Origin of the sequence: Blattabacterium cuenoti (genome assembly GCF_014252375.1) — a bacterium.
Taxonomy (GTDB): Bacteria; Bacteroidota; Bacteroidia; order Flavobacteriales; family Blattabacteriaceae; genus Blattabacterium; species Blattabacterium cuenoti_AH.
This window is the reverse complement of record NZ_CP059221.1, coordinates 495,579-518,952: the sequence shown is the minus strand read 5'-3', so window position 1 is coordinate 518,952 and position 23,374 is coordinate 495,579. Positions and strand designations below refer to the sequence as shown.

Here is a 23,374-nt window from a genome sequence, read left to right as displayed (position 1 = left end):
TTCATATTTTTGATAAAAATTTCACAATAATTTTTTTATCTTTTATAATTTGTGTTTTCAATTTTTCTATTGAAGAAAATTTAATTTCTTCACGAATCATTTTTATGATTAAAATATCAATTTTTTCTCCATAAATATTTTTTGAAAAATTAAATATATTTGTTTCTATTTTAATTTTATTATTGCTATCATCAATAGTAGGATTAGTTCCTATATTCATCATGCCATTATAATAACTATTTTTATAACGAATTTTTACTGCATAAACTCCATTTTTTGGTATCAATTTTTTTGAATCAACCTTTATATTAGATGTTGGAAAATTAATAATTTTTCCTATTCCCTTACCTTTTATAATATAACCAGATAATGTATAAAAATATCCTAAAGCTTTATTAGCCCATTCTATATTACCTATAATAATTGAATTTTTTATTTTAGTTGAACTAATAATTTTATTATCAATTTTATAAGGAGATATTATATTGAATTTAAATTGAAAAATTTCTGATAAATTTTTTAATCTATTTAAAGATTTATATCTATCGTTTCCTATATGAAAATCATATCCTATGATAATTTTTTTTATACAAAATTTAGAACTTAAAAACGTATAAAAAAAATCTTGCATTTTCAATTTTGAAAATTCTTTAGTAAATGGATGTATAATCAAATTATCTATTCCAATTTTTTTAAAAAAAAATATTTTTTCTTTTACAGTATTAAGATAATAAAATTTATTCTTATTATAAGAAATTATTTCTTTAGGATGTGGATTAAATGTAATTAAAACTGAAGAATATTTTTTTCCAGATTCAAATACTAAATTTTGAATTATTTTTTTATGACCCATATGAACTCCATCAAAAATTCCTATAGTTAAAACACATGGAATTGAAGAATGAAATTCATCGATAAATGAATAAATTTTCAAAATTTTTTATTTTTCTTTAAATACAAATATAAAGATAGAAATAATGATTATATTATATAATAAAATTATAAATGGTATATAAAAATTGGAAGGAATAAAGGGAAAAATAGTCAGAATTATAGGGCCAATAATAGATGTTTTTTTTGAAAAAACAGATCAAATACCAAATATATACGACGCATTATTGGTAAAATTAAACAATAACAGGAATATATTATTAGAAATTCAACAACATATAGGAGATAATAAAGTAAGATGTCTTTCTATGGAAGAGACATATGGATTAAATAGAGGTCAGACAGTTAACGTATTAAATAAGACAATAACTATGCCTGTTGGTAATTCTATTAATGGAAGAATTTTTAATGCTTTAGGTGAAGCTATAGATGGTCTGGGACATATAAAAGATTATGATGAAATGAGATCTATTTATAATGATCCTCCGTCATTAAAAGATTTATCTACTGATACAAATATTTTATATACAGGAATTAAAGTAATTGATTTAATTGAGCCTTATCCAAAAGGAGGAAAAATAGGTTTATTTGGAGGAGCAGGTGTAGGAAAAACTGTTCTTATTCAAGAATTAATAAATAATATTGCAAAGGAATATGGGGGGATGTCTGTATTTGCTGGCGTAGGAGAAAGATCTAGAGAAGGTAATGATTTACTTAGAGAAATGTTAGAATGCGGTATAATAAAATATGGTGAAAATTTTATGAAATCTATGAAAAATGGTTATTGGGATTTATCTAAAGTAGATAAAAAAATGTTAAAAGAATCAAATGCTACGTTTGTATTTGGACAAATGAATGAATCCCCAGGTGCAAGAGCTAAGGTTGCATTATCAGGATTAACATTGGCAGAATATTATAGGGATAGATATACTAGCAATAAAAAAGAACAAGATGTTTTATTTTTTATAGATAATATATTTCGTTTTACTCAAGCTGGATCAGAAATATCTACTCTATTGGGAAGAATTCCATCATCTGTTGGGTATCAACCTACTTTATCATCTGAAATGGGATTAATGCAAGAAAGAATTTCTTCTACTAAAAAAGGATCTATAACTTCAGTACAAGCAGTATATGTCCCAGCAGATGATTTAACGGATCCAGCTCCTTCTACAACATTTTCTCATTTGGATGCAACTACAGTTTTGTCAAGAAAAATATCATCTTTAGGAATTTATCCTTCTGTAGATCCTCTTAATTCAAATTCTAATGTTTTGTCTCCAAGTATAGTAGGAGAAGAACATTATAATTGCGCACAACGTGTAAAAAAAATATTACAAAAATATGAATCTTTACAAGATATTATTGCCATTTTAGGAATGGAAGAATTAAATAATGAAGATAAATTAATAGTTAATAGAGCAAGAAAGGTTCAACGTTTTTTATCACAACCTTTTTATGTAGCAAAACAATTTACTGGATTAGATGGAGAATTTGTAAACATTGTTGATACAATTAAAGGATTTAACATGATTATAGATGGAAATCTAGATAATATTCCAGAACATGCATTTAATCTTAAAGGAACTATAGATCAAGTTATAGAAAATGTAAAATTATGATATTAAAAATTATGAATTCAGACAAAATTTTATATAATGGAAAAATTTTTTATTTAAAAGCTCCAGGATTAAATGGATATTTCCAAATATTAAAAAATCATACTTCATTTATTTCTGTATTAAAAAAAGGAAGTATAAAATTTAAAAATAAAAATAAAATTGAACAAAATATAAGTGTAGAAAGTGGATTATTAAAGGTAATAAATAATTTGATTGTTATCCTTTTATAAGGATTTATTTTTAACTTTAAAAACTTAATATGTTTACTGGGATTATAGAACATATAGTAAAAGTAAATAAATTATATTACTATAAAAAAAAATTATTTATTGAATTTTATAATCCATTTTATAATAAAATTAGACTGGGGCAAAGTATTTCTCATAATGGTATATGTCTGACTGTATATAATATTTTTAGTTATAATTATTTAGTTTCAGTTTCTGAAGAAACTATATGTTGCACTAATATACGTTTCTTAAAAAGAAAAGATTTGGTAAATTTGGAAAGAAGTTTATTAATTAATAGTAGAATAGATGGCCATTTAGTTAAAGGACATGTAGATACTACTGCTAATGTTTTTAAAATAGTTAAACTTAATGGGAGTTGGTTGTTTTATTTTAAATGCAAAAATATATTAAAATATGTTATAAAAAAAGGATCTATCACTGTTAATGGTATAAGTCTAACTATAGTAAGTTTTGAAAAATATATATTTAGTGTATCTATTATACCATATACTTATATTAATACAAATTTACATTTCCTAAAAGTAGGAAATGTAGTTAATATAGAGTTTGATATAATTGGAAAATATATAGAAAAATTTTTAAAAAAATAATTTTTTATAAAAATTTATTATAAATTTATTATAAAAGTTTACTAATTTTGCAACATTAAAAAATAATATTATGTCTGATATTGTATCTAGAGTTAATTCTATAATTGTAGATAAATTAAGTGTAGAAGAGGCTAGTATTAATCCTAATTCTAGTTTTACTAATGATTTAGGTGCAGATTCATTAGATATAGTTGAACTTATTATGGAATTTGAAAAAGAATTTGAAATTAGTATTTCTGACGAAATAGCAGAAAAAATAACAACAGTAGGAGAAGCTACATCTGCTATAAAAAATCTACTAAAAAATAAAAATATATAATGCTTAAAGCATTATAATTTTATTTTATGTATAATAAATATGGATTAAAAAAAGTAGTAATAACTGGGATAGGATCTATTACTCCTATAGGAAACAACGTTAAAGACTATTGGAAATCATTAATTGATGGAATAAGTGGTACTTATCCTATTACATATTTTGACACTAAAAAATATAAAACAAAGTTTGCTTGTGAATTAAAAAATTATGATCCAAAAATATTCTTTTCTAAAAAAGAAATAAAAAAATTAGATCCTTGCGCACAATATGGTATTATAGCTTCCGAAGAAGCTATAAAAAATAGTGGAATAAACTTTTCAAACGAAAAAAAAGATAGAATTGGTGTAGTTTGGGCATCTGGAATAGGTGGGTTATTGAATTTAGAAAATTCAATAATTAATCATGTTAACAGAAATTATTATCCTAGATTTAGTCCATTTTTTATTCCAAAAATGCTTATAGATATTACTGCTGGATTAATATCCATAAACTATGGATTACATGGCCCTAATTATGCTACGGTTTCATCTTGTGCTTCATCATCTAATGCAATTGTTGATGCTTATCATTTAATTTGTTTAGGTAAAGCTGATGTAATGATAACTGGGGGATCAGAAGCAGCAATAACACAAAGTGGTGTAGGTGGATTTAATGCATTAAATGCATTATCTACAAGAAATTATGATTATAAAACAGCATCTAGGCCATTTGATGAAGATAGAGATGGTTTTGTTTTAGGTGAAGGTGCTGGATGTTTAATTTTAGAAGAATATTTTCACGCTAAAGAAAGAGGTGCTAATATATATGCAGAATTGATAGGAATAGGAATGTCTGGAGATGCATATCATATTACAGCTCCACATCCTGACGGGAAAGGGGTTATTTTAGCAATGAAATCTGCTATAAAGGACGCTAAGATTAAGTCTATAGATGTAGATTACATTAATTCTCATGGAACATCTACAAAATTAGGAGATATTGCAGAAATAAAAGCTATAAAAAATGTATTTAAAAAAAATTTATATAAAATAAATATTAATTCTACAAAATCAATGACTGGACATTTATTAGGAGCAGCTGGAGTAATAGAATCTATTGCAACTATATTACCGTTGACAAAAAAAATAATTCCACCAACTATTAATTTATTTAAAATTGACAAAAAAATAGATCAAAAAATTAATTTTATTCCTAATAAATCAATTAAAAAGGAAATAAATATTAGTATGTGTAATACATTTGGATTTGGTGGTCATAACGTTTGTATTTTATTCAAAAAAAATTAAAAAAAAATATAAAAATTTAATCAGTGATTGATAAAATAAATAAAATATTAGGATTTAAAACAAAAAAAAATGTTCTTCTTTTAAAAGAAGCTTTTATATATAATTTTTCTACTAAAAAAAGAAATATAAATAAATATTATTCTATTAATTTTCAAAGATTAGAATTTTTAGGAGATTCAATTTTAAATACTATAATATCACATTTTTTATATAAAAATTTACCTAAAAAAAAAGAAGGAGATCTTACCAAAATACGATCTAAAATTGTTTGTAGAAAAAATTTAAATAATATATCTAAAAGACTTTCATTAGAAAAAATATTTTTACCAAAAAATAATTTGTTTAATAACAATGTGTTAGGAAATATACTTGAAGCATTAATAGGATTTATATATATAGAAATAGGTATTATAGAATGTAAAAATTTTATATATGAAAAAATATTATCTAAAGTAGATATGAATAAGCTACAAAATGAAATTTATAGTTATAAAGTATGGATTATGGAATGGTGTCAAAAAAATAAATTTTTTATAAATTTTCATACTTTTCTTGAAAAGAAAGAAAAAAAAAATAATAGAATTATTTTTTTATCAAAATTTAATATATCTAATTGCAATATTAAATCTATTGGTAGAGGTTTTTCGAAAAAAAAATCAGAAGAAATGGCAGCTAAAAACGCATATTCTGTTATTAAAAAAAAACATATAATAGAAAAAATATAATAATATTGTTTAATGGATAAAAAAAATATTATAAATCATATAATTAAAGGAGAAGGTCATCCTTTAGTTTTACTTCATGGATTAATGGGTGGACTAAGTAATTTTAAATCTATTTTTGATTTTTTTCCAAAAAAAGGATACAAAGTTATTATGCCATATTTACCAATTTATAATATGCCTTTATTTTCAACTAATATTTCAACTTTATCTGAATATATAATAAAATTTTTATTAAGGATTAATATAAAAAATGCCACATTAATTGGTAATTCTCTTGGTGGACATATTGCTTTAATTATAGCTAAAACTAAACTAGATCTAGTTCATTCTGTTGTATTAACAGGAAGTTCTGGTTTATTTGAAAAATCTTTTGGAGATGCATTTCCAAAAAGAGAAAATTATGAATATATTAAAAAAAAATCTCAAGAAGTATTCTATAATCCTAAAATGGCTACTAAAGAATTGGTAGATGAAATTTTTAATATTGTTAATGATAAAAAAAAAAGCATTAAAATATTATATTTAGCTAAAAGTGCAATGAAGTATAATATGTCAAAAGATTTATCAAAAATATATAAACCAGTTTGTATAATATGGGGAAAACAGGATAATGTAACACCTCCTGATGTTGCATTATCATTTCATAAATTATTACCAAATTCTGAATTACATTGGATAGATAAATGCGGACATGTTCCTATGATGGAAAGTCCTATAAAATTTAGAAAAATTTTGGAAAAATGGTTATCAAGATTCCATTATTAATAATTTTGTATTTTTTATTAAATTAAATCATAAAACTAATAATTCCTAATTCATATGATTTTAATCCAAAACCTAAAATAGTTCCATTACATACATTACTAATGTATGATTTTCTTCTAAATTCTTCTCTAGAATAAATATTTGATATGTGAACTTCTATAACAGGAGTTGAAATTGATTTAATCGCGTCAGCAATACCTATTGAAGTGTGAGTATATGCTCCAGCATTTAAAATTATACCATTTGACTTAAATCCTACATAATGTAAATAATCTATAATTTTTCCTTCACAATTATTTTGATAATAATCAATTTTGAAATTAGAAAAAATTTTTTTTTTTCTTAGTAAATTTAAATAATCTAAAAAATTTTTTTTACCATATAAATTTTTTTCTCTAATTCCTATAAGATTTAAATTTGGCCCGTTAATTATATTAATTTTTTTCATAAAGAAACAATTTAATAAATAGATTTATTTATTTTTTTAACTTAAGATAATCAATCATTAAATTATTATCTAATTTTATAAAATTTCCTATTTTAATATTTTTATTAGAAAATTTTCCAAAAAAAATTCTTTCTAACTCAGTTATTTTATAATTTAATTTATTAAAAATTCTTCTTATTATTCTGTTCCATCCTAAACATAATCCTATCTTTATTTTATTATTTTTTATTTTTCTTATAAATTTTACTTTTACCCTTCCTTCTTTTAAAAAAATTTTTCCACTTAAAATAACTTTAATATCATTATCATCAATTTTTTTATTTAAAGTAACGTTATAAATTTTTTGTATATCATATTTAGGATGAGTTAATATTTCTGATATATTTCCATCATTTGTAATAATTAATACTCCTTTTGTATTAGAATCTAATCTACCTACAGGAAATAATTTTTTTCCATGAAAAATATTTGGAATTAAATCCATAACTGTTTTTCTATTAAATTGATCTTTTGTTGTAGTAATAAATCCTTTAGGTTTATTAATTAATAAATAAACTTTATTTTGTATTCTTATTCTATTTCCATTAAATTTTACAATATCTTTTATATCTATATTAGTTCCTAATTTAGATATAACTTTTCCATTAACTTCAACAGAACCTGATTGAATTAATTTATCTGCTTCTCTTCTAGAAGAAATACCTGATTGAGATAAATAACGGTTTAATCTAATTTTTTTATTTAAACACATACTTAAAAATAAAAAATTATTTTTCTTATATATTTATTTAATTCAAATTCATTATTTAATTTTGTATAATCTTTTGTGAATCCTAAAAAAAAACCTCCACCACCTGATCCACATAATTTTAAATAATAATTATCATTTTTTATTCCATTTATCCATATTTTTAACATATTTTTAGGTATCATTTGTTTAATATTATTAAATATCCAAATTGATAATTTTTTTATATTTTCTAATAAAGTTTTATAATCTCTATTAATAAAAGAATAAATACATTTAACATTATATTTTTCATATTCTTGATCCATGATTTTTTTGAAATTATGTTCTTTTATCTTTTTTATAAAAAGATTATTCATTTTTTTAGTATTACTTTGTAATCCAGAATTTATTAAAAAAATTCCTCCATTATTTTTATTTTTATTATTAAACATTTTTATATTTATGTTTATGGTAGATATATGTTTATTTGATTTAACTAATATTGGTTTTTTTAAATAACATATTAAAGGATCAATTCCAGAACTTTTTCCATGAAAAAAAGATTCCATATTACTAAAAATATTTTTTATAAAAATTAAATTTTTATTACAAATAGATGTTTTATACATTAGATATCTATCATAAATAGCTGCAACTAATGATCCAGAACTACCTATTCCATATTTTTGTGGAATATTTGATTTAAAATATATTCCTTTTTTTAAATCTTTATCTAATTTTTCCAAATTTATAATATTAAATTTTTTAATTTTTAAAAAATTAAAAAATTTTCTTATTTCATTATTAGAATTTATAACGTTTTTATCTAATTTAGAATAAAATTTTAAATATCCTTTATATTCATAATTAGGTATTGAAAATCCTGTATAATTTTTTAATATTCCATATTCTCCAAATAATAATATTTTTGAAGGAAATATAGATAACTTTTTATTTTTATTTATTAACAATATTAAAATTAAAAAATTTTGATTAAGTAAATTTATGTATTAAACATTATACATAAAAATAAATAATGAAAATAGCTATATATGGACAAAAATTAGAAAAATATAATGTAGTTTATTTATATAAATTTTTAAAATATGTTTTCAGTAATTCAATAGAAATATATGTAGAAAAATATTTTTTAAGTATATTGAATTCTTTCAAAGAATTTTGCAAATTAGATTTACCTTCATTTTCATGTTGTGAAGAAATAAAAAATTTCGATTTAATGTTTACTTTTGGTGGAGATGGTACTATTTTATCTGCTATTACTTTTGTTAAAGATTCTAAACTACCTATAGTTGGAGTTAATACAGGAAATTTAGGATTTTTGGCGACTTTCAGCAAAGATGTTTTTATTAAAAATATTGACAATATTTTTAATAAAAAATTGAATCTAATTCCTAGAAGTTTATTAAAATTAAAAACATCAAAAAATAATTTAAATAAATTATTTAATTTCGCATTAAATGAAATTGTTGTTTTTAGAGAAAAAACTGTTTCTATGATTACTATTGATGTATTCATTGATGGTGAATTTTTAACATCTTATTGGTCAGATGGATTAATAATATCTACTCCTACTGGATCTACTGGATATTCTTTGAGTTGCGGAGGTCCAATTATTAGTCCTGATAACAATAATTTTCTTCTTACACCAATATCTCCACATAATTTATTTTCACGTCCATTGGTTATATCTGACAATAAAAGTATACATCTAAAAATTCATAGTCGTGTAAAGTATTATTCACTATCTATAGATACAAGACTAATTTCTTTAAAAAAAGAAAATGAGTTGGATATTATAAAAGCTCCTTTCAGGATATATATATATGAAGAAGATAAAAATACCTATTATAAAACATTAAGAGAAAAATTACTATGGGGAATGGATAAAAGAAATTAAAATAATATGAAAAATTTATTATTATATTTGTGTACACGTATTTTTTATTACGATCGTATTTTTATATGGAAAATTTATTAAAAAAAATAGATTATAATAATATACCTAATCATGTTGCTATTATTATGGATGGAAATGGTCGTTGGGCTAAAAAAAGAGGTAAAATAAGATCATTTGGGCATGAAAAAGGTATTTATTCTATAATAGATACTTTAAACGTATGTAAGGAATTATCTATTCCATATATAACTTTATATGTTTTTTCTTATGAAAATTGGAATAGACCTAAAGAAGAGGTTAATAGTTTAATGGAATTGTTCTACAAAAATTTAAAAAATTTTTTAGAAAAAATTCACAAAAAAAACTTAAGAATAATTATTATAGGAGAATTATCAAAATTTTCTAAATGTATACAAAAAAATTTAGTTTTTTTCATTAAAAAAACTAGAAAAAATAAATCTGGGACTTTAATATTAGCATTAAGTTACAGTGCCAGGGAAGAAATTTTAAGAGCTACAAAAAATATAGCTAAAAGAGTATACAATAGAGAATTAAAAATAAAGGATATTGATTATTATTTCTTTCAAAATCATTTATATACTAAAAATTTTCCTGATGTCGATCTAATAATACGAACTAGTGGAGAAAAACGTATAAGTAATTTTTTACTTTGGCAATCTGCTTATGCGGAATTATATTTTACTGATATTTTATGGCCAGATTTTAGAAGAAAAGATTTTATTGAGGCTATAATTAATTATCAAAAAAGAAAACGTCGTTTTGGAAAAATTTAATTTTATAAAATTCAATGAAAAAAAAATTATTTATTTACTGTATATTTTTTATAATATCAATTAATTACTTGTATTCTAATAATAACGATAAAATCAACAACAATGAAAACGAGGAAAAAAATAAAAACATAAATATCACAATAAATGATATATATATTAAAGGAGATACAAAATATAATAAAGAATTTGTTTCTAAAATATCTGGAATAAGTTCTGGATCTTTAATAGATCCATATGGAATAAAAATAAATAATATTATAAAAAAACTTTGGGATAGTAAATTATTTGAAGATATATCTATTTATAAGTATAACGAAGATAAATATAAAAATAAAATTGATTTAATTTTTGATTTAAAAGATTTAAATGAAATACATGATATTCAGTTTAAAAGTGATGGATTAATTGTAAAAAGTGATTTTCCTAAAATAAATAATGTAAAAAGCGGAGATAAAATATCTGAATCAATGATTAAAGAAATGGAAAATGAAATAAAAAATTTTTATAAAGAAGATGGTTACAATGAAATTACTATAAATCATGAAATAAAAAAAGAATATGATAAAAATATATTGTTTTTTTATATTGAAAAAGGAAAAAAAATTAAAATAGAAAAATTTGTTTTTTATGGAAATAATGTAATAAGTGATAAAGAATTATTAAGTATCATAAATAGGGATAAATCTTTTTTATCATTATTGATAAATAGACCTAATCATATATTTGTTAGTGATCAAATAAATAAACATTTAGATAAAATAAAAGAAAAATATCAATCTATAGGTTATAGGTTTGCCAAAGTTTTTTTAGAATCAGTTTGGAAAACTAGTTCAGGAAACTATGGTATTAAAATAAAAATAGTTGAAGGAAGTAAATATTATTTAGGAAAAATAAATATTACAGGAAATAAAAAAGTAAGTAATAAATATTTAGAAAAAGTTATATCATATAATAACAATGAAAATATTTATGATAAAACAAAATTAACAGAAAATATTTTTAATCCAACAGAACCAAGTATAGTTAATAATTATTTTAAATTAGGTCACTTATTTATTAATTTAAATACAGTAGAAAAAATAAAAGATGATGATAATAAAATTGATATAAATATTCTTATAGAAGAAAATTCTCCTGTTTATATTAGAAATATAAAAATATTAGGTAATAATATTACTAAAGATTATGTAATTAAAAGAGAAATAAAAATTTACAATAAAGATATTTTTTCTATTGAAAAACTTATGGAAAGTTTACATAATATAGAAAATTTATTCCTTTTTGATAAAGTTTATTTTGAAATTATTCCTATTAATGATGAATCTGTAGATATAGAATGGCATGTATTAGAAAAAGATAATAATGAATTTAAATTTCATGGAGGAATTATAGGAAATGATATAAGAAAATTAACTGGTGGTTTAAAAATTATATTAAATAATTTTTCAATTAAAAACATTATAAATTGGAAATTTTGGAAAACAATACCTCAAGGAGATGGAGATAAAATAATATTTTATAGTCAATTTGGAAAAAATATGAAATCTTTTGGTCTTTCATTATTAAAACCTTGGATAAAAAAAGATGAACCAACTTCATTAAAAATTGATACAAATTATTCTGTAAATAAACTAATAAAAAATGATATTCCATTTAACACTAAATATTGTTTAATTGATAAAGAAAATCCATTCTTTTTAAGAAAAATTAAAATGTCTATTGGATTAGATAAAGATATAGAATTTATTGATCCTTATTCTAATATATCAACTTCTATACATGGAGAAAGATGGACTTTTCCTAAAGAAACTGATTTTATAAAAATATGTGATAATAATAACTTATATAAATTTAATAATTTATTTTGTTCTTTATCTTTTAAAAGAAACACTATTTCTCCAAATAATTTTTTTCCTACTGATGGATCAAAATTAAAATTTTATTTCTCATCAAGTCCACCATATTCATTTTTCGAAAAAAAAGAATATAATTCATTTGCAAAAAAAAAGCATATAAAAAACAATGGTTTAAGAAAAATTGATATTCCATTTTTTAAACATTTTGATTATAGTAAAAGTAATAACATATGGACAGAACATTTTAAATTAAAATTATTTGGAAATTTTTATAAAAAAATTAAAGAAAATTTAGTATTAAAATGTCAAGGTGAGTTAGGACATGTAGGTGTATACAATAAAGATTCTGGAAGAAAACTTACACCGTTCGATATGTTTTATATGGGTGGTACATCAAAAAAATTTGGAGAGAATCATATTCCTTTAAAGGGATATTCTTTCCCAGAAAATAATTCATTTTATAAAATGTCTAAAAATGGAGGTACTAGTTATAAAAAAATTTCATTAGAAATGCATTATTTAATAAATGGATCAAGTAATAATTTTAAAACATGGTTAAATTCTTTTATAGAAGCTGGAAATATTGGAAATTCTTATAAATCTTTAACATCATTAGAAATGAATAAATCTCTTGGATTTGGATTACGTTGTCTTTGTTCTCCATTTGGAATACTTGGAATAGACTTTTCATATCCATTAAGTTCAATAGAAGATAATTTTTATAAAAAATGGAAAATAAGTTTTAATATAGGAAAAATAAAATAATCATTGTGGTATCTCCCGGAATCGAACCGGGGACACAAGGATTTTCAGTCCTTTGCTCTACCAACTGAGCTAAGATACCTTTATAAATTGTATAAATAAACAAAATTACAATAAAAATAATAAGTAGTATATCAAAAAAATTAATTATTATATTATTTTTATTTTTATTATCATGTGATAATGATAATGTAAATAAAATTTATAAATATAATAGAAATAAAATTCCATCAAACATTTTTATAAAAACAAGTATTTTTTTTAAAAAAAATGGAATTACAAAATATTTTATATATTCACCTTTAATTAAAGAATATAACTATTATACAATATTTCCTAATGGAATTTATTTAGTTGTTTATGACAGTAATAATAAACTTATTTATATTAGAGGAAATTGGATGAAATCATTTAAAATGATTTTTTTTCATATAAAAGGAAATATTAAAATATTAACCCCTAATGGATATTTTTTTAAAACTGATGAAATTTTTTGGGATAAAAATAAAAAAAAAATATTTAATAAAAAAAATGTAACAATATCCAATTTAAATGGAACTATTTTACATGCTAAAAAAGGTATAGAGATGTATAATAATCTTAAAAATTTTAAATTAAAAGATATTAGTGGAGTCCTTCCTTTATAAGAATAAAAAAAATGATTTTTTATATTAGTGTAGTCATTTTTACTATACTAGTTTCTGCTTTTTTTTCTGGAATAGAAATGGCTTTAGTTTCTTGTAATTTATTTCAAATAGAACTAGAAAAAAAGAAAAATTCTATTCGTTATAAAATACTTTATGAATGTATAAATAATTATAAAAAATTAATAACAACTATGTTAATAGGGAATACTATATCTTTGGTTGTATATGGTATTTACATGAATAAAATATTTTTTTTGTTATTTCCATTTTTTGAAGATTCTATGTGGTTATTCCTTTTAGAAACTTTCATTTCTACCATTGTTATTTTAATAATTGGAGAATTTATTCCAAAAATGATATTTAGTATATATTCAAATGAATTATTAACATTATTTATAGTTCCTGTATATATCATATATAAAATTTTTTCACCTATAACAAATTTTATTATTTGTATTTCAAATTTTTTTTTGAAAATATTTGACGAGGAAGAAAATTTTGAAAAAAAAATTTTTGATAAAAATGATTTAATTAACTTTTTATCAAAAAATGTAAAACATAATTTTAATAAAAAAGGCTCTTTATCAGAATATAAAATTGATATTTTTCATAAAGCATTAAATTTTTATGAAAAAAAAGCAAGAGAATGTATGGTGCCAAGAAAAGAGATAATATCTTCTAATATAATGGAATCTTCTGTATACAGAATACGTGATTTATTTACAAAAAGTGGATTATCGAAAATTATTATTTATAAAAATAATATAGATAACGTTATAGGATATGTTCATTATTTGGAGTTTTTAAAAAAACCAAAATATTTAGATAAATCAATTATTAGGCCAATAGAATGGTTCTATATTAATACTCCGGTAAGAGAAATAATGGATGTTTTAATTAGAAAAAAGATTAGTATTGCTATCATATTAGATGAGTATGGTGGAACAGCTGGATTAATTACAATAGAAGATATTTTAGAAGAATTTCTTGGAGATATAAAAGATGAACATGATGAAATTTTTTTATTAGACAAAAAAATAAATGATAATAAATTTTTATTTTCTGCACGTTTAGAAGTAGATTTTATTAATTCAAAATACAATTTAGATATTCCAAAATCTGATGAATATGAAACATTGGGTGGATTAATAGTTACTCATATAGGAAATATTCCAAATAATGGAGATAAAATTTTGATTAGTCCAGATTTCTATATTGAAATTATAAAAGTTTCTAAAAACAAAATAGAAGAAGTAATTTTTTATAAAAAAAAAAAAAAATGATGAATTTTTTAAATAAAATAAGAAAAAATACATGGATAATATTTTCATTGATTAGTATTTCCTTATTATTTTTTATTATTGATCCTAATTTAATAACAAAATTTTTTTTTAATAATAATAATTATATTGGAAATATAAATGGAAATAATATTTCTAAAAAAGAATATGAAAATTGTTTAGAATTTCTAAGGAAATTTAATGGTAAAGTTTCTGAACTTAGTTTAAAAAACTATGCATTTAGATTATTAATTAACGAAAATTTATTAAGTCAACAAGGATATAAACTAGGAATAACAAATACGGAAAAAGATATTTGGAAATATATAAAAACTGGATCTATATACAGTAAAATAGATGATTTCAAAGATTTTAATGGAAAAATGAATGTAAAAAAATTTAAATTATATATAAAAAATTTAGATAAACTACCATACTATTTATTTCCTCAAATAAAATCTGAAAAAAAAATATGGAATTATGAAAAAAATAGTATAAAAAATAAAATAATTACGAAAAAATATGCAGAAATGTTAATGTATGGATTAAACGTAACAAACAAAGAAGTAGAATTAAATTTAAAAAATAAAAATATTTTTTCAATTATTGATTATATATTTATACCATATACAGAAATAGAAAAAAAGTATAATATTCATATATCAAAAAATGATTTATATAATTATATTAAAAAACATGAATTTTTATACAAAAAAAATAATTTAAGGAATATAAGTTTAATTATATTTCGTTCTATTCCTTCATTAGAAGATGAAAATAATATGAAAAAAATTATGAATAATTTGTCATATAAATTAAAAAATAATTATAATCATTTTGATATAATTTATAAAAATTCTGATACACCATTTGATAAAAATTTTTATACTAAAGATTCTATTCCGCCTATTCTAAAATTTTTTTTAAAAAAAAATGATAAAGTAGGTAGCGTATTTGGACCAATAAAGGATAAAAATAATTATATTATAGTTAAATTAACTGATAAGAAATCAATATTTGATTCTGTATTAATTAGTAATATTTTAATATCACATAAAGACGCAATATATTCTTTAAATAAAAGGAATAAAAAAGAAGCACTAAAAATAGTTAAAAACATCATTTTAAAATTAAAAAAACATCCTAATAATTTTAATTTTTTTTTAAAAAAATCAGATAATTTTGTTAATTTAGGAATAAATAATGGAAAATTGGGATGGATAAAATATGAAAATCAAAATATTATAAATAATAATTTTAATATTTTTTCTATAAAAAACAAAATAGGATCTATAGGAATTACTGAATCAAATTTTGGTTATAATATTATTAGAATAGATGATCAAAAAAATATAAAAAACATATATCAATTTGGTTTTTTAATAAAAACATTGAAGTCATCAAAAAAAACTATAAATAAAATTAATAAAAATATAAATTTATTTTTATTAAAAAATAAATATTCTAATATTAATAAAATAATTAATAATGCAAATAAAGAAAAAATTGAAACATTATTTTTAGAAGAAATAAAAGAAAATCAATGGAATATTGATGGACTAAATACTGAATTGGATAAAGATATTATAAATTGGTCTTTTGAAAAAAAAAGAAAAAAAGGTGATAAAAAAATATTCGTAGATTCAAAAAAAAATAATTTTATAGTATATTTATCTGGAATTAATAATGGAAAAGCTTCTATTAAAGAAATAAATCAATTAATTACTAACCTTATAAATAAAAAAATTTATAAAATATTACATAATAAATTTTCTAATAAAAGTTTAGAAGAAATTTCTAATTTTCTTTATAAAAGAATAAACAAATCATATAAAGTAAATTTTCATAATTCAATAATAAATCTTATAAAAGAACCAAAAGTTTTAGGTGCAGCATTTGCGTTAAAACTAAATAAAACATCTAATCCTATATTAGGAAAAAAAGGTATTTTTTTTATAAAGCCTAAAAAACGTTTTTCTAAAGAAAAGAATTCATTTGATTATTTATATGAAATGGAATATTTAAATAATATATTAAGAAAAAATTTATTGGAAAAATTAAATAAAGTTTTATTAGAAAAATCTAAAATAAAGTTTTATTAGTAAAGTTTTATTAGAAATAAATTACCATTCAATTTCATCTTTAATTTTTCTTTTTGCTTTTTTCAAAAATCTTATTCCATCTCCCAATCCTCTAGCTATACCAGGTATATTTTTTGGCCCAAAAATTAATATAGCTATAAATATTATAAATAAACTTTCTTCAATACTAATAAATAAAATATTTTTCATTATAAATTTTTAAATTTATGAAAATAATATAAATATAAAATAAAATTTATATAAAATAGATAATTAAATTTTTTGTTAAAAAATTAAAATATTTTCTAACTACCTTTGTTAAATAATTGTATTTAAGGATATGAAATGAATAATAATGCACTTGATAAAATATTAAGTTATTCTAAATATTATAAATATCATTACATTATAAATATAATATGCAATTTATTACATTCTATATTTTCAATTATTTCCATTGTATTAATATCTCCAGTACTAAGTTTTTTACTAGAAATACCTAATGAAAATCATAAAAAAATTATTATAAACTCTTCAAATGGATTGTTTGATTTATTAAAAGGATATTTTCAATATAATATTGAGTTATATTCATATAAATATGGAAAAATAAATACATTAACTATATTTTGTATTTTTATTATTTTAATATTTTTTATAAAAAATATATTTAAATATTTAGCAGAATATATTCTAATAGGAATAAGAACGTCTATTATAAGAAAAATAAAAAATGATTTTCATAAAAAAATATTATACACCCCAATAATTTATTTATCAAGTAAAAAAAATGGAGATATAATGTCTAGATTATCAAATGATATAAATGATATTGAAAATTCAATAATTCATTCTTTTACTAATTTAATTAGTTCTCCTATTATAATAACTTTTCATTTATTAACTTTATTTTTAATAAGTTATAAATTAACTATTTTTGTTTTTTTGCTTATACCTATAATGACAATATTCGTTTATATTATAGGAAATAGTCTAAAAAAAGATGCAAAAAATTCTCAAAATCAATTGGGTAAATTACTGTCTATTGTTGAAGAAACTTTAAATAATTATAAAATTATAAGTGTATTTAATGCAGAAAATGAAATTCAAAAACGTTTTGAAAAAGTATCAAGATATCAAAAAGAATTATCTTCTCGTGTAAATCGTAAAAAAGAATTGATTTCTCCAATTATAGAGTTTATGGGATCTTCTATTATGATTTTAATTATTTGGTATGGTAGTAAAATATTTTTAGAAAAGAAAGAAATAGAACCTAAAATTTTATTTCCTTTTATAGGATTATTTTATCAAATTATTAATCCATCTAAAAGTTTAGTAACCTCTATTTCTAATATTCAGAAAGGAAAAGCTTCTGCAAAAAGAATTTCAGATATACTAAATGATAATTATAATACTGTAAATAAAAAAATTAAATTAAAATCAATTAAGTCGTTTAATAACGAAATACTATTTAATAATGTAACTTTTATTCACAATAAAAGAGTTTTACTTAGTAATTTTTCTTTTTCTTTTAAAAAAGGAAAAACAGTTGTTATAGTTGGAAAATCTGGATGTGGTAAATCAATTATTGCTGATTTATTAGCAAAATTTTATAATGTTACATATGGAAAAATTACTATTGATGGAAATAATATTAATTCATTAAAAATAATAGAATATAGGAAACTATTAGGAATAATTACTCAGAATCCAATAATTTTTAATGATTCTATAATTAATAATCTATCATTAGGAATGAGTAAAGAAATATCATTAAATAAAATAATAAAAGCAGCAAAAATAGCTAATGCACATTTTTTTATAAAAAATCTTCCAAATGGATATAATACAATAATTGGAAAAAATGGTAATAAATTATCAATAGGACAAAAACAAAGAATTAGCATTGTAAGAACTATATTAAAAAATCCTCCTATTCTAATATTAGATGAAGCAATATATTCTATAGGTTCAGAATCTGAAATAATAATAAAAAATATGTTAAATATGATAATAAGAGATAAAACGTCATTATTAATTACTAATAGATTATCAAAAGTTTTTATAAAAAATGCAGATCATATTATAACATTAGACAATGGTAAAATAATAAAAATATTGTAAAATAATAATTTTAAATTGAAATTATTAAATTAATTAAATGGAGTATATAAAAGATATTATTAGTAATCCTATATTATCAATCTCTATAATTGGAAATTTAATTATAATAGAAAGTATTTTATCTATAGATAATGCCATAATATTATCTTCTATGATATTAAATTTAAAAGATAATAAAGATAGAAAAAAAGCAATAAAATATGGTATTTTAGGTGCTTATTTTTTTAGAATATTGTGTTTAGTATTTATTTCATTTTTAATGAAAATACAATGGATTAAATTAGTAGGAGGTTTATATTTAATTATTATTGGAATTAATAATTTTTTTATAAGAAAAAATAAAAAAATATTAAGAGATATAAATAAAAACTATAGTCTTTGGAAAACTATAATAATGATGGAAATAGTCGATCTATCTTTTTCTATAGATAATATATTTGCATCTATTGCTTTATCAAAAAATATATTTTTAATATTATTAGGATCATTTATAGGAATTTTTTCTATAAGATTATCTACAAATTTTTTTATTAAAATAATAAAAAAATTTCCAATATTAAATAATTCTATATTTATTATTATGATATTATTAGGAATTAAATTATCTATTTCATTTTTTATTGAAGAATATTTAATTGAACAATTTAATAATTATTATGAAAATATATTTACTTTAATAATACTAATTATATTTATAACTCCATTTTTTTTTAAAAGAAAAAAATTATAATAATATTGTTATAGGATCTTCTATATATTTTTTTATTGATCTAATATAATCACTACCAGTAGATCCATCTATTAACCTATGATCACAAGACAATGTGATTTTCATAATATTTCCTACTTCTATTTTTGAGTTTTTTACAATTGGACGTTCAGTTATAGATCCTATGGATAATATAGATGAATTTGGGCTGTTAATAATAGATGTAAAAGAATCTATTCCATACATTCCTAAATTAGATATAGTAAAAGTACTACTATATAATTCTTCTGAAGATATTTTTTTAGATTTAGAAAGTATTATTTTTTCTTTTACTTCTTTCGAAATTTGTAATATAGATTTTTTATTAGCATTTTTTATAACAGGGACAATCAATCCATCATCAATAGCAACAGCAAAACCAATATTTATATCGCTATATAACGATATATAATCTTTATTCCAAGAAACATTCATCTTAAAATTTTTTTCCAGAGATTTAGCTGAAGCTTTAATTATAATATCATTGAATGATATTCTTTCTTCATTAGAAAGTTTTTCATTAAAATTTTTTCTTAATTTAATTAATTTATCAACATTTATATCCATAAATAGATAATAATGAGGAGATGAAAATTTTGAATAGGAAAGTCTTTCTGCAATTTTTTTTCTCATTAAAGAATGATAAACTCTATTTTCTTTATAATTACTATTGTTTTTTGATTCAATATCTCTTTTAATAATTCTCCCATTATTTCCAGTTCCGTGTATTTTTTCTAATGAAAAATCTTTTTCTTTAACTAATTTTTTTGCTACAGGAGAAATAAATATTCTTTTACTTTTATTAAGTTTTTTATTTTTTTTTGATTTAATAATGTGATTTATATCTTCTCCTTCTTCTCCTATAATTGCTATTATATCATTAACTTTTGTTCTTTCCCCTTCTTTAACACCTATAAACAATAAAGTACCACTAATGTCTATCTCAAAATCTTGAATAGCTTTATCAGTTTCTATTTCTGCTAAAATTTCACCTTCTAAAACTTTTTCTCCTACTTTTTTGTTCCATTTTATTACTGTTCCTTCTTCCATGGTATCACTTAACTGGGGCATAGATATTATTTCTGCCATATTTTTATTTTGTTTTATAAAATAATAAATAAATTTTTTAATTCAAAAAAGGATATTCTGTTTCAGAATAAACAAAATCATACATATCATTTATAGAAGGATATGAAGATTTTTCTGCAAATTCAACACAATAATCTATCTTTTTTTTTATTTCATTTTCTAAATCTTTTATATCTTCTTCAGTTTTCCAATTATTTTTTTTAATAATATTTTTTATCCTTAAAATAGGATCTTTTTTTTTATAAAACAGTATTTCTTCTTTGCTACGATATGATTCAGCATCGGACATAGAATGTCCTCTATAACGATAAGTTCTTATTTCTAAAAATGTGGCTCCTTTTCCGTTTCTAGCTTTTTCAATAGCAAAAAATGCATTTTTTGCTATTTCTTCAGGATTCATTCCATCTATTGGATAAGATGGTATCCCATATGATAATCCTATTTTATATATATCTTCAATATTAGAACTTCTTTCAACAGAAGTCCCCATAGCATATTTATTATTCTCACATATAAAAATTATAGGAAGTTTCCACAACATTGCCATGTTAAATGTTTCATGTAAAGATCCTTGTCTTACTGCACCATCACCCATTAATGTTAATGTAACAGATTTTCTTTTAAAGTATTTATCAGCAAATGATATTCCTGCTCCTAATGGTATTTGTCCACCAACAATTCCATGTCCTCCATAAAATCTATTTTTTTTACTAAAAATATGCATAGAACCACCTATTCCATGAGATGTTCCAGTTTTTTTACCTAAAAGTTCTGACATTACTTCTTTAGGATCAGTTCCCATAGCTATAGGAATTATATGACATCTATAAGCAGTTATGATATTATCTTTTGACATATCCATAGCATGTATTAATCCAGCCGGAATAGCTTCCTGTCCACTATATAAATGTAAAAATCCTCTAATTTTTTGTTTTAAGTATAAAGAACGACATTTATCTTCAAATTTTCTCCAAAAAGACATATCTTTAAACCATTTTATATAAATTTCTGCAGTTATTTTTTTCATAAAAAAAATTTTTATGCTTTTATGAAATTTTTTTATACAAAAGTAATATTTTTTAGTTATTTCATGGATCAATAAATGGAATAGTTTCTTCTAATCCAATTTTTCTAGATCCTTTAATAAAAATATACTTTATATTTTTTATAGGATTTACTTTTATCCATTTAATAAACATTTTTTTTTTTAAAAACTTTATTATTTTTATTTTTTTAGAATTTATTTTTTTAGTATTAAAAAAAATATCTCCTATTAAATAGGCAATACTTATATTGCTATTTTTTAAAAACAAAATTATGTTTTCATGCTCTTTTTCAGAAAAAGAACCTAATTCCAACATATCTCCTAATATAACCATTTTATTCCCTATAAAATTATTTTTAAAAAAATTTAATGATTTTATCATACTAGTTGGATTTGCATTATAACAATCAACTATAATTTTACTATTTTTTTTTTCTAAAATTTGAGATCGATAGTTATTTGGAACGTATTCTTCTATTGCATTTTTAATATTTTTCAATTTAATTTTAAAATAAATACCTACAATAATAGAAAATGCTATATTATATGAATTATAATTTCCTACTAATGATGATTTAATAATCACGTTATTAATAGATAACGTTGAATATATATTTTTTTTATTACATATGTATTTTAATATTACATCAGAATTTTTATTTTTTTTTCCAGAAAAAATAAATCTTTTAATATTTTTGCTATTATCTAATTGAATAGGATCATCTCCATTTACAAAAACAAATTTATTGGTTTTTTTTATAAATTCATATAATTCTAATTTACCATGTATAATTCCATCTACACTTCCAAATCCTTCCATATGAGCTTTACCAAAATTTGTAATGTAACCATAATCAGGATTAATTATATTACACATATTTTTTATTTCTTTTTTGTGACTAGCTCCTATTTCAATAATAGAGATATCTGTATCTTTTGGCATAGATAATATAGTTAATGGAATTCCTATATGGTTATTATAATTGTATTTTGTGTAATGTACTTTTTTATATTTTTTTAATAAAACATTTTTTGTAAGTTCTTTAGTAGTGGTTTTTCCATTACTACCTGTAATCGCTATTATAGGAATATGCATATTTTTATATCTATGATAGACTGCTAATTGTTGTAAAAAAGTTAACGAATCTTTTACAAGAAATATTTTTTCACAAGAAAAAAAATATTTATTATTATCCATAATTACTAATAATGCTCCATTATTTATTGCTTCTTTTACAAATTTATTTCCATCAAAATTTTCACCTTTTAAAGCAATAAAAATAGATCCTTTACTAACTTTTTTGCTATTTGTTTCTATTCCTGTAGAAATATTATAATATTTTTTATATACATATTTTATTTTCATGAATTTTTATACCTAAATTTTTAATTTAAAGTAAAGT

Annotated in this window: 23 protein-coding genes and 1 tRNA gene; 15 read left to right on the top strand and 9 right to left on the bottom strand. The window is 20.2% G+C overall.

The annotated features are described in order from the left end of the window. Position 1: 1 nt before the first annotated feature. Positions 2-934 carry a bifunctional riboflavin kinase/FAD synthetase gene (locus H0H34_RS02625; RefSeq protein WP_185873266.1) on the bottom strand — a complete coding sequence of 311 codons (933 nt, stop codon included), beginning with the start codon at positions 932-934 and terminating at the stop codon, positions 2-4. A gap of 85 nt (positions 935-1,019) precedes the next feature. Here H0H34_RS02625 and atpD point away from each other — a divergent pair, with 85 nt between their 5' ends. The 7 genes from atpD to H0H34_RS02590 all read left to right on the top strand — a co-directional run bounded on the left by atpD (position 1,020) and on the right by H0H34_RS02590 (position 6,449). After that, positions 1,020-2,513, top strand: coding sequence for a F0F1 ATP synthase subunit beta (gene atpD / locus H0H34_RS02620; RefSeq protein ID WP_185873265.1), 1,494 nt, complete (start codon positions 1,020-1,022; stop codon positions 2,511-2,513). Next, on the top strand, positions 2,510-2,743 hold the full coding sequence (locus tag H0H34_RS02615) for a FoF1 ATP synthase subunit delta/epsilon (protein ID WP_185873264.1): 234 nt from the start codon (positions 2,510-2,512) through the stop codon (positions 2,741-2,743). The genes atpD and H0H34_RS02615 overlap by 4 nt, the downstream gene beginning before the upstream one ends. A 29-nt stretch (positions 2,744-2,772) precedes the next feature. After that, positions 2,773-3,354, top strand: coding sequence for a riboflavin synthase (locus H0H34_RS02610; RefSeq protein ID WP_185873263.1), 582 nt, complete (start codon positions 2,773-2,775; stop codon positions 3,352-3,354). Between the two features lie 70 nt (positions 3,355-3,424). Next, the gene (locus tag H0H34_RS02605; protein WP_185873262.1) at positions 3,425-3,673 is read left to right on the top strand and encodes an acyl carrier protein; all 249 of its coding nucleotides are present in this window, start codon (positions 3,425-3,427) and stop codon (positions 3,671-3,673) included. A 26-nt stretch (positions 3,674-3,699) separates the two neighbouring features. Then, positions 3,700-4,959: a beta-ketoacyl-ACP synthase II gene (gene fabF, locus H0H34_RS02600; protein WP_185873261.1), complete on the top strand. Its 1,260-nt coding sequence runs from the start codon at positions 3,700-3,702 to the stop codon at positions 4,957-4,959. A 23-nt stretch (positions 4,960-4,982) separates the two neighbouring features. Beyond that, on the top strand, positions 4,983-5,684 hold the full coding sequence (locus H0H34_RS02595) for a ribonuclease III domain-containing protein (protein WP_185873260.1): 702 nt from the start codon (positions 4,983-4,985) through the stop codon (positions 5,682-5,684). A gap of 12 nt (positions 5,685-5,696) precedes the next feature. Beyond that, positions 5,697-6,449 (top strand): alpha/beta fold hydrolase, encoded by a 753-nt coding sequence (locus tag H0H34_RS02590; protein ID WP_185873259.1) that lies wholly within the window; start codon positions 5,697-5,699, stop codon positions 6,447-6,449. 22 nt (positions 6,450-6,471) lie between these two features. Here the strand turns inward: H0H34_RS02590 and H0H34_RS02585 are convergent, their stop codons facing one another. From H0H34_RS02585 to H0H34_RS02575, 3 genes are read right to left on the bottom strand one after another with little or no spacing between them, the layout of a single operon-like run. Then, the gene (locus H0H34_RS02585; protein ID WP_185873258.1) at positions 6,472-6,897 is read right to left on the bottom strand and encodes a type II 3-dehydroquinate dehydratase; all 426 of its coding nucleotides are present in this window, start codon (positions 6,895-6,897) and stop codon (positions 6,472-6,474) included. A gap of 28 nt (positions 6,898-6,925) precedes the next feature. Beyond that, a complete protein-coding gene (locus tag H0H34_RS02580; RefSeq protein WP_185873257.1) occupies positions 6,926-7,648 on the bottom strand; it encodes a pseudouridine synthase in 723 nt (240 codons plus the stop codon). Between the two features lie 2 nt (positions 7,649-7,650). After that, positions 7,651-8,598 carry a mevalonate kinase family protein gene (locus H0H34_RS02575; protein ID WP_238785447.1) on the bottom strand — a complete coding sequence of 316 codons (948 nt, stop codon included), beginning with the start codon at positions 8,596-8,598 and terminating at the stop codon, positions 7,651-7,653. Between the two features lie 65 nt (positions 8,599-8,663). On the opposite strand from H0H34_RS02575, the gene H0H34_RS02570 reads away from it, so the two are divergent. From H0H34_RS02570 to H0H34_RS02560, 3 genes are all read left to right on the top strand, one after another. Further along, positions 8,664-9,545, top strand: a complete 882-nt coding sequence (locus H0H34_RS02570) for an NAD kinase (RefSeq protein WP_185873256.1) — start codon at positions 8,664-8,666, stop codon at positions 9,543-9,545. Between the two features lie 65 nt (positions 9,546-9,610). Continuing rightward, positions 9,611-10,339 carry a polyprenyl diphosphate synthase gene (uppS, locus tag H0H34_RS02565; RefSeq protein WP_185873255.1) on the top strand — a complete coding sequence of 243 codons (729 nt, stop codon included), beginning with the start codon at positions 9,611-9,613 and terminating at the stop codon, positions 10,337-10,339. 14 nt (positions 10,340-10,353) lie between these two features. Then, complete coding sequence (locus H0H34_RS02560; protein WP_185873254.1) at positions 10,354-12,960, top strand: BamA/OMP85 family outer membrane protein; 2,607 nt, start codon at positions 10,354-10,356, stop codon at positions 12,958-12,960. Between the two features lie 6 nt (positions 12,961-12,966). Here H0H34_RS02560 and H0H34_RS02555 read toward each other — a convergent pair. Further along, a tRNA-Phe gene (locus H0H34_RS02555) sits at positions 12,967-13,039 on the bottom strand. Between the two features lie 319 nt (positions 13,040-13,358). On the opposite strand from H0H34_RS02555, the gene H0H34_RS02920 reads away from it, so the two are divergent. Genes H0H34_RS02920 through H0H34_RS02540 form a run of 3 tightly spaced genes read left to right on the top strand, consistent with a single transcriptional unit; the run spans position 13,359 to position 16,986 of the window. Then, positions 13,359-13,604, top strand: a complete 246-nt coding sequence (locus tag H0H34_RS02920) for a hypothetical protein (protein ID WP_238785446.1) — start codon at positions 13,359-13,361, stop codon at positions 13,602-13,604. Positions 13,605-13,615: 11 nt separating this feature from the next. Beyond that, positions 13,616-14,887, top strand: a complete 1,272-nt coding sequence (locus H0H34_RS02545) for a hemolysin family protein (protein WP_185873253.1) — start codon at positions 13,616-13,618, stop codon at positions 14,885-14,887. Continuing rightward, positions 14,884-16,986 carry a SurA N-terminal domain-containing protein gene (locus H0H34_RS02540; protein WP_238785445.1) on the top strand — a complete coding sequence of 701 codons (2,103 nt, stop codon included), beginning with the start codon at positions 14,884-14,886 and terminating at the stop codon, positions 16,984-16,986. The genes H0H34_RS02545 and H0H34_RS02540 overlap by 4 nt, the downstream gene beginning before the upstream one ends. A gap of 21 nt (positions 16,987-17,007) precedes the next feature. Here the strand turns inward: H0H34_RS02540 and H0H34_RS02535 are convergent, their stop codons facing one another. After that, positions 17,008-17,175 carry a Sec-independent protein translocase subunit TatA/TatB gene (locus tag H0H34_RS02535; RefSeq protein ID WP_185873252.1) on the bottom strand — a complete coding sequence of 56 codons (168 nt, stop codon included), beginning with the start codon at positions 17,173-17,175 and terminating at the stop codon, positions 17,008-17,010. Positions 17,176-17,310: 135 nt separating this feature from the next. On the opposite strand from H0H34_RS02535, the gene H0H34_RS02530 reads away from it, so the two are divergent. Next, a complete protein-coding gene (locus H0H34_RS02530) occupies positions 17,311-19,089 on the top strand; it encodes an ABC transporter ATP-binding protein (RefSeq protein ID WP_185873251.1) in 1,779 nt (592 codons plus the stop codon). 37 nt (positions 19,090-19,126) lie between these two features. Beyond that, complete coding sequence (locus H0H34_RS02525; protein ID WP_185873250.1) at positions 19,127-19,819, top strand: TerC family protein; 693 nt, start codon at positions 19,127-19,129, stop codon at positions 19,817-19,819. Here the strand turns inward: H0H34_RS02525 and H0H34_RS02520 are convergent. The 3 genes from H0H34_RS02520 to H0H34_RS02510 all read right to left on the bottom strand — a co-directional run bounded on the left by H0H34_RS02520 (position 19,814) and on the right by H0H34_RS02510 (position 23,337). Then, positions 19,814-20,926, bottom strand: coding sequence for a dihydrolipoamide acetyltransferase family protein (locus H0H34_RS02520; protein ID WP_185873249.1), 1,113 nt, complete (start codon positions 20,924-20,926; stop codon positions 19,814-19,816). The genes H0H34_RS02525 and H0H34_RS02520 overlap by 6 nt on opposite strands. A gap of 37 nt (positions 20,927-20,963) precedes the next feature. Further along, on the bottom strand, positions 20,964-21,953 hold the full coding sequence (gene pdhA, locus H0H34_RS02515) for a pyruvate dehydrogenase (acetyl-transferring) E1 component subunit alpha (protein ID WP_185873248.1): 990 nt from the start codon (positions 21,951-21,953) through the stop codon (positions 20,964-20,966). 61 nt (positions 21,954-22,014) lie between these two features. After that, entirely contained in the window at positions 22,015-23,337 is a 1,323-nt protein-coding gene (locus tag H0H34_RS02510; protein WP_185873247.1) for a UDP-N-acetylmuramoyl-tripeptide--D-alanyl-D-alanine ligase, read from the bottom strand. Positions 23,338-23,374: the final 37 nt, after the last annotated feature.

Coding starts and splice junctions, on each gene's coding strand:
- H0H34_RS02615 (WP_185873264.1), top strand. CDS start 2,510: ATGATATTAAAAATTATGAATTCAGACAAAATTTTATATAATGGAAAA.
- H0H34_RS02610 (WP_185873263.1), top strand. CDS start 2,773: ATGTTTACTGGGATTATAGAACATATAGTAAAAGTAAATAAATTATAT.
- H0H34_RS02605 (WP_185873262.1), top strand. CDS start 3,425: ATGTCTGATATTGTATCTAGAGTTAATTCTATAATTGTAGATAAATTA.
- fabF (WP_185873261.1), top strand. CDS start 3,700: ATGTATAATAAATATGGATTAAAAAAAGTAGTAATAACTGGGATAGGA.
- H0H34_RS02590 (WP_185873259.1), top strand. CDS start 5,697: ATGGATAAAAAAAATATTATAAATCATATAATTAAAGGAGAAGGTCAT.
- H0H34_RS02585 (WP_185873258.1), bottom strand. CDS start 6,897: ATGAAAAAAATTAATATAATTAACGGGCCAAATTTAAATCTTATAGGA.
- H0H34_RS02580 (WP_185873257.1), bottom strand. CDS start 7,648: ATGTGTTTAAATAAAAAAATTAGATTAAACCGTTATTTATCTCAATCA.
- H0H34_RS02570 (WP_185873256.1), top strand. CDS start 8,664: ATGAAAATAGCTATATATGGACAAAAATTAGAAAAATATAATGTAGTT.
- uppS (WP_185873255.1), top strand. CDS start 9,611: ATGGAAAATTTATTAAAAAAAATAGATTATAATAATATACCTAATCAT.
- H0H34_RS02560 (WP_185873254.1), top strand. CDS start 10,354: ATGAAAAAAAAATTATTTATTTACTGTATATTTTTTATAATATCAATT.
- H0H34_RS02920 (WP_238785446.1), top strand. CDS start 13,359: ATGAAATCATTTAAAATGATTTTTTTTCATATAAAAGGAAATATTAAA.
- H0H34_RS02545 (WP_185873253.1), top strand. CDS start 13,616: ATGATTTTTTATATTAGTGTAGTCATTTTTACTATACTAGTTTCTGCT.
- H0H34_RS02540 (WP_238785445.1), top strand. CDS start 14,884: ATGATGAATTTTTTAAATAAAATAAGAAAAAATACATGGATAATATTT.
- H0H34_RS02535 (WP_185873252.1), bottom strand. CDS start 17,175: ATGAAAAATATTTTATTTATTAGTATTGAAGAAAGTTTATTTATAATA.
- H0H34_RS02530 (WP_185873251.1), top strand. CDS start 17,311: ATGAATAATAATGCACTTGATAAAATATTAAGTTATTCTAAATATTAT.
- H0H34_RS02525 (WP_185873250.1), top strand. CDS start 19,127: ATGGAGTATATAAAAGATATTATTAGTAATCCTATATTATCAATCTCT.
- H0H34_RS02520 (WP_185873249.1), bottom strand. CDS start 20,926: ATGGCAGAAATAATATCTATGCCCCAGTTAAGTGATACCATGGAAGAA.
- pdhA (WP_185873248.1), bottom strand. CDS start 21,953: ATGAAAAAAATAACTGCAGAAATTTATATAAAATGGTTTAAAGATATG.
- H0H34_RS02510 (WP_185873247.1), bottom strand. CDS start 23,337: ATGAAAATAAAATATGTATATAAAAAATATTATAATATTTCTACAGGA.